Origin of the sequence: uncultured Campylobacter sp. (assembly GCF_944323605.1) — a bacterium.
GTDB lineage: Bacteria > Campylobacterota > Campylobacteria > Campylobacterales > Campylobacteraceae > Campylobacter_D.
Genome location: NZ_CALUTC010000012.1, coordinates 39,530 through 48,422, shown reverse-complemented (window position 1 = coordinate 48,422; position 8,893 = coordinate 39,530). Strand labels below are relative to the sequence as shown.

The window sequence follows — 8,893 nt, the reverse complement described above, 5'->3', positions numbered from 1 at the left end:
AAGCTTTGATAGAAAATATGAAACGGGGGGGGGGCATTGAAATATATAAGATTTATGAAAGATGTGCGTAGGATAAAAAAAGTTTTTAAAAAAGTTTAAAGTATAAATTAGGGTAGAGAGGGAAGTTGGGAAGGGTTAATCTTTGATGAAGTTATAAATGACTTAATGATAAAAATATCGCACGTTTTGAATAAACTAAGGCTTTATTTTTATTTTTAAAAGATGAGAAAAAGCTTGTAAGGACAAAATCACCTTATTTAAATCAAAAGACTTGCTTATAAAAACTAGAGTTGAAGCAGAACTGTTTTTTGTCTTTTTTATATGCACCGGCGGATAAACTATGTGTCTAACTCCATTGACGCTGATAAAATAATCTTTGTGAGCATTTAAAAGCCCTTTTACTCTTAAAATTTTATCTCCATATTTATACAAAAGCATTGAAAGCCAGATACCAAACGCACTCCATTCAAGCTCACCTTCAAAGCTTATAGACAAACTTTGTATATTTTCATTATGTTTATAAGATTTAAGATTAGTTTCATAAAATTTTATCTCCTGTCTATGTTTAAAAAACTCATCTAAGCAAAATTCTGATTTTAGATAAATTTTTGCAGATTTATTTAAGGAAAATAATTTTTCTTTGAGCTCTGAAGTATTGCTATTTAAATCATCTTTTGTTATTATCAAAACATCACTGCTAATAATCTGATTAACACTCTCCTCGTTTTCATTAATCTGTGCCATAGCATTTATAGAATCAACGCAAGTAAAAACAGAATTTACAAAAAAATGGTTTTGCAAAAAAGTATCGCTTAAGATAGTAAAAAGTATGGGTTCTATAGTAGCAAGACCTGTAGTTTCTATAACGACTCTATCTAATTTTTTTGAATTTTTGTGATAAATATTTAAAATTTCTTTCAGTTTGTCTATTAAATCTTGCCTTTTGTTGCAACAAATGCAGCCGTGATTAAGCAAAATCGTTTCTTCCTCTATAAAAAACGAGGATAAAATGCTATTATCAAGCCCACTTTCTCCAAATTCATTTACCAAAAGGGCTGTATTTTCTTTGTTGTTTTGTAAAATTTCGCTTAAAAAGGTTGTTTTTCCACTGCCTAAAAAACCAGTTATTATATTTATGGCTATCTTAGCCATTTTTATCCTGCATAAATTTTATAAAATTCTTATCTAATATATCTACTTCTTTTTTACTTAACTCTTGCACTTTTTGCCACAAATCGCCTAAATCATTCACTATTAAACTTTTGCCAAGCATATTACTAAGAATAAATTTAGAACCCTGCCATTCTTTGATATTAAGCCTATAAAAGGATAAAATTTCATTTAAAATTTTTACTCTTTTTAGTCTGGCTCTCATTCTTTCTCTTTGTTCTTGCAAGGCACTTAAATTAGCACCTTGCTCATCAAAAGAAAGATCGCTCCAGTGAAAAGAGCTTATCATCTCTCCACACAATACACACATTTATTTTTTCCTAGGACATCTTTTTAGAAAATCATCAGCCATTTCATTTAAGGTTACCCAACGCACACCTTCGTGCTTGTTGATATGCTCTATTATCCTTTGATGCATAAGCAAAACTTGAGGACGACCACTTACATCAGGGTGTATAGTCATAGCAAAGATAGCATAGTCCATATTTTCATAAACCCAATCAAACTGATCTATCCACATTTGCCCTATATCTCTAGGAGAGACAAAGCCGAAACTATTTGGAGATTTTTTGATAAACATCATAGGTGGCAAATCATCTAAATACCAATTAGCCGGTATCTCTACCAAATCTGTTTCTTGCCCTCTTATCAAAGGCTTCATCCAATCCTTAGCCTCTAAACTATAATCAATCTTTGTCCATTTGTCCCCTACTCTCACATAATACGGAGTGAAATCGTTATGCATTAAAGAGTGGTCGTATTTTATGCCGTGCTTTAGCAAAAGCTCATTTGTTATATTTGAAAATTCCCACCAAGGTGCTACATAACCGCTTGGTTTTTTGCCCGTTAAATCCTTTATAAGCTCGATATTTTTAAGCAAAACATCTTCTTCTTGTTTAGCTGTCATAGCTATAGGATTTTCGTGTGAATATCCGTGTGCTCCTATCTCGCAACCTGCATCTACTATCATTTTCATTTGTTCAGGAAAGGTCTCTATAGAATGTCCGGGTGCAAACCAAGTAGAAGGTAGTTTATACTTTTTAAACAAATTTAAAAGTCTAGGAATTCCAACCTCTCCAGCAAAAAGCCCTCTTGAAATATCATCAGGGGAATCCTCGCCACCATAAGAACCAAGCCAACCAGCAACCGCATCTATATCTACGCCATAAGCAACTAAAATTTCTTTTGCCATAAAATCTCCTTTAATTAAATAAGCTCAAATTTAAATCTTTTAAATAAGGTATAGTCTCTCTTTGCAAATCAACTTCGTTTAAATCGATATTTGCAACACAAATTCCGTTTTTAGTTTTTATCTCTTTGAGAATTTTTCCTTTAGGATTTATGATTCTAGAATGCCCAGCAAAGCTTAAAACTTCGCCGTTTAATTTGCTAAGCTCTTTGCCACTTCTATTACAAGCCAAAACAAAAGCTCCATTTTCAAGTGCTCTGGCTTTGCTTGCTAAATCCCAAGCATAAAGTCGTTTTTTGCCAAAAGCAGAAGGGTAGATAAGAATTTTAGCACCCTTTAAAGCAAATTCTCTAGCTATCTCACCAAAGCCTATTTCATAGCAAATTCCAATGCCTAACTTTACAGAAAAATCTTTAAAATGAAGCTCAAAAACATTAAAACTATCCCCATTTTTAAATCTCTTCTTTTCGTTTCCCCAAAGATGTGTTTTTTTATAAATATATAAAATTCCATCTTTTGAAACAATATAAGCACTGTCATAAAGCTTTGCTTTTTCTTTTTGTATAGATGAGGCTACTATATAAACATTATTTTCTTTGCAAAATTCTTTTAATTTATCAACTGTGTAGCTAGTTTCATCAAAATTTATAGCAAAATCTTTATCCTTATCCTCAACGCAGTAACCGCTATCAAAAAGTTCAGGCAAAACTATAAGCTCCGCACCTTTTTTCACAGCCTTTTTAGCTAAAGAAATGGCTTTTTTTACATTATGCTTTATGTCGTAAGACTTGGGAGAAAACTGGATTAAGGCAAGACTAAGATGCATAAAATCACCTTTTTATTTTCATTATAATAAAAATATAATTCTCTATGCACTGTTTTTAAAAAAAATTAATATATTTTAAACAAAATGAGTATTTTTGAAACTAAAATTTAGTTCATAAACTTTAAAATTATATACTTAATATAATTCATAAGAAAGGAAAAAATGGCAAAAAATAAAAATATCTTTGAATGTCAAACCTGTGGAAAAACTAGCAATAAATGGCTAGGAAAATGCCCTGAATGTAATGCGTGGGATAGTTTTTTAGAAATAAAAGAACAAGATTATAAACTAGCAAATCACATAAATATAAATTCCAAATCAAATGCTGTATGTATAGAAGATGTAGAAATTGAAAGCTATCAAAGACTTGATACTTTAGACGATGAGTTGAATTTAGTTTTAGGAGGTGGGCTTGTATTAGGCTCTTTGGTGCTTATTGGTGGAAGTCCTGGTGTTGGAAAATCTACCTTATTACTAAAAATAGCTTCAAATTTAGCTAAAAATTCGCACAAAGTTTTATACGTAAGTGCAGAAGAGAGTAAAAGTCAAATAAAACTAAGAGCAAATAGACTTGAAGCGAATTCTAAAAATTTATTTTTACTATCCGAGCTATGCTTAGAAAATGTAATAGAAGAATTGCAAAAACAAAAATACGAAATTTTGATAATAGACTCTATTCAAACAATGTATTCAGAAAAGATAAATTCAGCAGCTGGTAGCGTTTCTCAAGTAAGAGAACTTACTTTTGAACTTATGAAATTAAGCAAAGCTAATAATATAAGCACTTTCATAATAGGGCACATTACAAAAGACGGTGCCATAGCAGGACCTAGAGTGCTTGAACATATGGTTGATGTAGTGCTGTATTTTGAAGGAGATATAGATAAGGAATTAAGACTACTAAGAGGCTTTAAAAACCGTTTTGGTAGCACTAGTGAAGTAGGAATTTTTGAAATGAGCTCTAAGGGGCTTGTTAGTGCAAAAAATATAGCTTCAAAATTTTTTAGCAAGGGCAAAATAACTTCGGGTTCAGCTTTAACAGTAGTTATGGAGGGTTCTAGAGCTTTGATTGTGGAAATTCAAGCTCTAGTATGCGAAAGTTCTTACCCAAAAAGATCTAGCACAGGCTATGATAGAAATAGATTAGATATGCTTTTAGCCCTGCTTGAAAAAAAACTTGGAATAGCTTTGGGGCATTTTGATGTATTCATAAATGTAAGCGGAGGAGTTAAGATAAATGAAACTGCTGCTGATTTAGCGGTGGTTGCTGCTATAATTTCTAGCTTTAAAAATAGACCACTAAGCAAAGAAACTATTTTTATAGGGGAGCTTAGTTTAAATGGAGAAATAAGGGAAGTATTCAATCTTGATACACGTTTAAAAGAAGCAAAGATGCAAAAATTTAAAAATGCTGTAGTGCCAAGCAAAACTATGGAAGCTGGAGGAATAAAATGCTTTATTAGCACAGAATTAGCTCAAATGCTAGAGTGGATGTGAGCTAGATAAAATTTCTGCTTTTGAATTCACTATAGCTAGGCAATGTTCATAATGTGCTGTGTTTAGCCCATCTACACTAGCAACATCCCAGTTTCCATTAAGATGGATTGGAGTCCCATCTTTTTGGCATATCATAGGCTCTACACAAAAAACCATACCATTTTTTATTTTTTCACCACTTTTAATATTAATTCCCGGCTCCAAGTAGTTTGGAATTTCAGGCTCACAGTGTGGCTTTTTACCTATACCGTGTCCGCAGTAACCTTTCAATGGAACAAAGCCTCTTTTTGTTATAAATTCTTCTATTGCTTTTGAAAGCTCTTTAAAACGCATACCAACCTTTATAATATCGATAGCATAATAAAGCGCATCTTTTGCACAAGATATTAAAGCTTCATCTGTGTTTGAAATTTTTCCTATAGCTATAGTTCTTGCAGCATCTCCATAAAAACCATCTTTAAAAGTTCCAACATCAAGCCCTAATATATCGCCTTCTTTTATTTTAGTATCATCTGGAGTTCCGTGTATGCAAACGGAATTTAAAGAGGTGCAAATAGCACCATTAAAGCCGTAAAGACCCTTAAAAGAAGGTTTTGCACCCTGTTTTAATATAAAATCTTCAGCCATATCACTGATTTGCTTTAAACTCATACCAGCTATAATATTATCCTCTAAAAAATCTAGAGTCAAAGATACTATTTTATTTGCTTCTCTTAATTTTTCAATATCAAAAGCACTTTTTATCTCTATCATTACAAAATATTTCCTAAATTTTAAACTGCTAAATCAAAGGACGAATCAAAAGGATTGTTGTAAGAATAAGCCCTTCCTATCCTTTGTTTATCCTCTACGCTAAGCTCATCAGAATCCTTTCTAAGAGCTTCATTTTTATCATTCACCTCTTCATTTATTTGCATATTTTCCTCGGCTTGTTGTTTTACCATATCAGCACGAGCTTTAATTTCCATTTGCATAGCACTTGCAGCTACTTTATAATCTTGAGGACTTGGATCGCTTGGAGCCATAGCAGCGGCTTGAATTTGCCTTGCTATAGATATTGTCTCTTCTGGGGTTCTACCTTCTTTCATAGATATAGACACTTCGCCTGATGTAGCATACATTTTATTATCAGGTCCTTTGGTGTAACTATAAGTAGCAGCTCCTGTTAAACCTCCACCAGCAGAAACGTGTGCCATTTCATGTGCTCTTACCTCAGCATCTATGCTTTTTAATCTAGCTACCTGCGTTTTTTCAGCGGGACTTAACTGTGTTTCATCTTTAACTTCACTAGAATTTTTGACATCTTCTTTTTGGGTTTTATCTTCAGCATTTTTTTCTTTATATGAAAGCTCATTATTTAAAGAACCATAGCCATAAGAATAAGCACTAAAAGATTGAATTTGCATAAAAACTCTTTGAATATTTTTTTAAATTATCTCTTTTTTTAGCTAAAATATTTATAAATTTTAAATTTTAGGAGTAAAAATGATCTTTTATGAAAATGAACATTTATACTTAGAAAAAGAAGAAGCACAAATTCCTTGGATAAAAATTTTTACAAAAGAAGCTTACAAAGAATTTAGCCATTGCCCTACCTTTTTGCAAAAAGAGTTATTTGATATGATTCTTTTATGCGAAAAATTACTGCTTGAATTTTATAAACCTGATAAAATAAATATTGCTTCTTTTGCAAACTATCTTCCTAGAGTGCATTTTCACATAATGGCTCGCTTTAAACAAGATGCCTTTTTTCCAGAATGCATGTGGGGAAAACAACAAAGAGAGTTTGTAGATTTAAATCTCAAATCTTTTGATGAATTTGTATCTTTTTTCAACTTAAAAATAAAAAAAGATTCTTAAAAATATTAATATTAAATTTGTATTTACTGTAATTAAGTTAAATCAATTCTAAAAATAAATTTTATCAAAAGGAATAAATTATGAAAAAAATACTTTTTTCTTTAACTCTAGTTGCATCAGTTTTATTAGTCGCTGCTAATGCCAAAGTATATGAGATAGATAAAACTCATACAAATGTAGGATTTAAAATCAAACATCTTATGATAAGCACTGTTAATGGAAATTTTAAAGAATATAACGGTGCTATAGATTTTGACCCTAAAGCTTTTACTTTCAACAGTTTTGAAGGTTCTGTAAAAGTTGCTTCAATAAACACTGAAAATAAATCAAGAGATGCTCACTTGCAAGAAAATGATTTTTTTAAAGCTAAAAAGCACCCTGAACTTACTTTTAAAATGAAAAAATACCAAAAGAAAAATGATAAAAGTGGGACTATGATAGGCGATTTAAGCATAGCAGGTGTAACAAAAGAAGTAAAATTTGATACAGAAATAGGCGGAGTAGCACAAGTTAGAGGCAAAGAAAAAGTGGGCTTTTCATTAAGAGGCACTATAAAAAGAAGTGATTTTGACTTTGCACCTAGCAGCAAAGAAGCTACATTAGGCAATGAAGTTCAAATCATTATAGATGTAGAAGCAGACGCTAAATAAGTATATTTTTTAGCTCTTTCTCATCAAGAATTTTTGTATTTATGGGAAGAGCTAATCTTTCTTTTCCTATCTTTATTTGTGTATTTCTAAGCCTTTGTGCTATATCATCTAAGCTTTTAAGATTTTCTTCTTTCTCAAAAACAAAAACAAAGCCTATCTTGGTGCTAAAAATTTTATAATCCTTGCTTAAATATCTTAAAATTTTAGCAATCTTTCTAATATATAAATTCGAATATCTATCCTGAATCTCGTCTAAAAATTCAAAACTCAAAAGAGCAAAACTTAAATTTTCCCTAGCCCTTATAAATCTTTTTAAGGAATTTTCATTTGGTAAAGAGCTTATGCTATCAAAAAATAAGCTTTTATAATTATTATAAAATATGTAAAAAACAAAAAACAAAGAAGCAAATTCAAAATAAAAAAGCTCTTTTGAATATTGAGTAAAAAAAACTATGTAAGCTAATACAAAACTTAAAACCTGATACGAATTTTCTCTTTTAAACAAAGAAAGCAATACTAAAAAAATAAAAATAGCAAAAAATGGCACAAAAGAAAATTCTGCAAAAGTAAAATTTTGCTCCAAAATAAACATTTTAAAAGTATGAGCCAAATAGTCATTTTTTAAACAAAGCAACATTAAAACAAACATAACAACAAACAATGTCAAGGCACTTAAATTTAGTTTTGAAAAAAGCAAATCCTTACTTGGCAAGATACAAAGCAAAAACCAAATAAAAGGCAAAAACATAGACATAAGCAAATTTACCTCTGTTAAAGGAGCAAAAAGATAAAGAGATCTAAATAATAGCAAAAAAAGAGCTAAAAAAAGTATTCTACTTTGCTTGAAATAAAAAGCAAGAAAAATAGCTAAAAATTCAAAAACTACACTAACAGTGGGTAAAGAATTTATAAAAATTTGCATATAAAACCTTGATTATTAAGCTTTTTCTAAATTTACACTAAAATTTTAAACACAAAAGCCGATTTTAAATAAGTTAGGTTTTAGGAGTATTTATGAAAATTTATTTACCAGCAGACTGGGCTATTTCTAACGCACTTAATGTAGAATTTGCTAATCTCATCAATCACAAGCTGAACAAAGAACCCATTTTAAGCAAAGAGGAGATTAAAGAGAAACAACTAGAATTACTCGATAATTTTTTTATAGGGGTTGAAAATACAAAGGGCAGTATAAGAGACTATGTGTATGAAAATGTCCTTTCAGATGAACATAGCAAGGAATTTGAAAACTTTATAAATTTTTTGTTTGAATTTCGTCCTAGGGCTTATTTCGCACCAGAAGCAGGGATTATAAATGACAAAACAGCAAAAAGACAGGCTATACTTTTTAGCACTATTACAAATATGGAGGATTTTAAGGCAAGTTATATAGCCTTAAGCGTCTTTGAATCTAATCTTTTTGAAGGAAATGCTGCAAAAAATAGAGAAGAGCTTTATAAAGAAATGCAAGAATCTAAGAGAAAACGTTTTGAAGCCATAGAGGCTGAGAGCAAAAGCAAAACTTACGAAGATGATATAGCTAAGAAATTCTTTTTAAAATTTTTAGAAAATGAAAGACAAAAGGGAAATGATATACTAAGTCTTTTGGAAAAAGTGCTAAAGCTTAGCGGTAAAAGAATTGATTTTACTATTTAGATAAATTTTGAAAGGAAAAAGATGAATTTGCTTAAAAAATCTCTT

The 8,893-nt window shown here is 30.7% G+C and carries 11 protein-coding genes; 4 read left to right on the top strand and 7 right to left on the bottom strand.

What is annotated here, in order from left to right; all coding sequences use genetic code 11:
* Positions 1-195: 195 nt before the first annotated feature.
* The 4 genes from Q0J35_RS07270 to Q0J35_RS07255 are packed head-to-tail and all read right to left on the bottom strand — an operon-like array spanning position 196 to position 3,185.
* Entirely contained in the window at positions 196-1,152 is a 957-nt protein-coding gene (locus Q0J35_RS07270) for a GTP-binding protein (RefSeq protein WP_297194958.1), read from the bottom strand.
* Positions 1,145-1,480, bottom strand: a complete 336-nt coding sequence (locus Q0J35_RS07265; RefSeq protein ID WP_297194956.1) for a hypothetical protein — start codon at positions 1,478-1,480, stop codon at positions 1,145-1,147. Before Q0J35_RS07265 ends, Q0J35_RS07270 begins: the two co-directional genes overlap by 8 nt.
* Entirely contained in the window at positions 1,481-2,362 is an 882-nt protein-coding gene (locus Q0J35_RS07260) for a polysaccharide deacetylase (protein ID WP_297194952.1), read from the bottom strand.
* 10 nt (positions 2,363-2,372) lie between these two features.
* Positions 2,373-3,185, bottom strand: coding sequence for a carbon-nitrogen hydrolase family protein (locus Q0J35_RS07255; protein WP_297194950.1), 813 nt, complete (start codon positions 3,183-3,185; stop codon positions 2,373-2,375).
* Between the two features lie 162 nt (positions 3,186-3,347).
* Between Q0J35_RS07255 and radA the strand changes: the two genes are divergently transcribed.
* Positions 3,348-4,682, top strand: a complete 1,335-nt coding sequence (radA, locus tag Q0J35_RS07250; protein WP_297194947.1) for a DNA repair protein RadA — start codon at positions 3,348-3,350, stop codon at positions 4,680-4,682.
* Here radA and map read toward each other — a convergent pair.
* Positions 4,668-5,435 carry a type I methionyl aminopeptidase gene (gene map, locus Q0J35_RS07245; protein WP_297194944.1) on the bottom strand — a complete coding sequence of 256 codons (768 nt, stop codon included), beginning with the start codon at positions 5,433-5,435 and terminating at the stop codon, positions 4,668-4,670. The genes radA and map overlap by 15 nt on opposite strands.
* Before the next feature lie 20 nt (positions 5,436-5,455).
* Positions 5,456-6,088 (bottom strand): putative metalloprotease CJM1_0395 family protein, encoded by a 633-nt coding sequence (locus Q0J35_RS07240; protein ID WP_297194940.1) that lies wholly within the window; start codon positions 6,086-6,088, stop codon positions 5,456-5,458.
* A gap of 82 nt (positions 6,089-6,170) precedes the next feature.
* Between Q0J35_RS07240 and Q0J35_RS07235 the strand changes: the two genes are divergently transcribed.
* Together Q0J35_RS07235 and Q0J35_RS07230 are read left to right on the top strand one after the other, a co-directional pair.
* Entirely contained in the window at positions 6,171-6,542 is a 372-nt protein-coding gene (locus tag Q0J35_RS07235) for an HIT family protein (protein WP_297194960.1), read from the top strand.
* Positions 6,543-6,622: 80 nt separating this feature from the next.
* On the top strand, positions 6,623-7,192 hold the full coding sequence (locus Q0J35_RS07230; RefSeq protein ID WP_297194938.1) for a YceI family protein: 570 nt from the start codon (positions 6,623-6,625) through the stop codon (positions 7,190-7,192).
* On the opposite strand, the gene Q0J35_RS07225 is transcribed toward Q0J35_RS07230, so the two are convergent.
* The gene (locus tag Q0J35_RS07225) at positions 7,185-8,114 is read right to left on the bottom strand and encodes a hypothetical protein (protein WP_297194936.1); all 930 of its coding nucleotides are present in this window, start codon (positions 8,112-8,114) and stop codon (positions 7,185-7,187) included. The two genes, Q0J35_RS07230 and Q0J35_RS07225, sit on opposite strands and share 8 nt — an antisense overlap.
* A 92-nt stretch (positions 8,115-8,206) precedes the next feature.
* On the opposite strand from Q0J35_RS07225, the gene Q0J35_RS07220 reads away from it, so the two are divergent.
* Entirely contained in the window at positions 8,207-8,848 is a 642-nt protein-coding gene (locus tag Q0J35_RS07220; protein WP_297194934.1) for a hypothetical protein, read from the top strand.
* Positions 8,849-8,893: the final 45 nt, after the last annotated feature.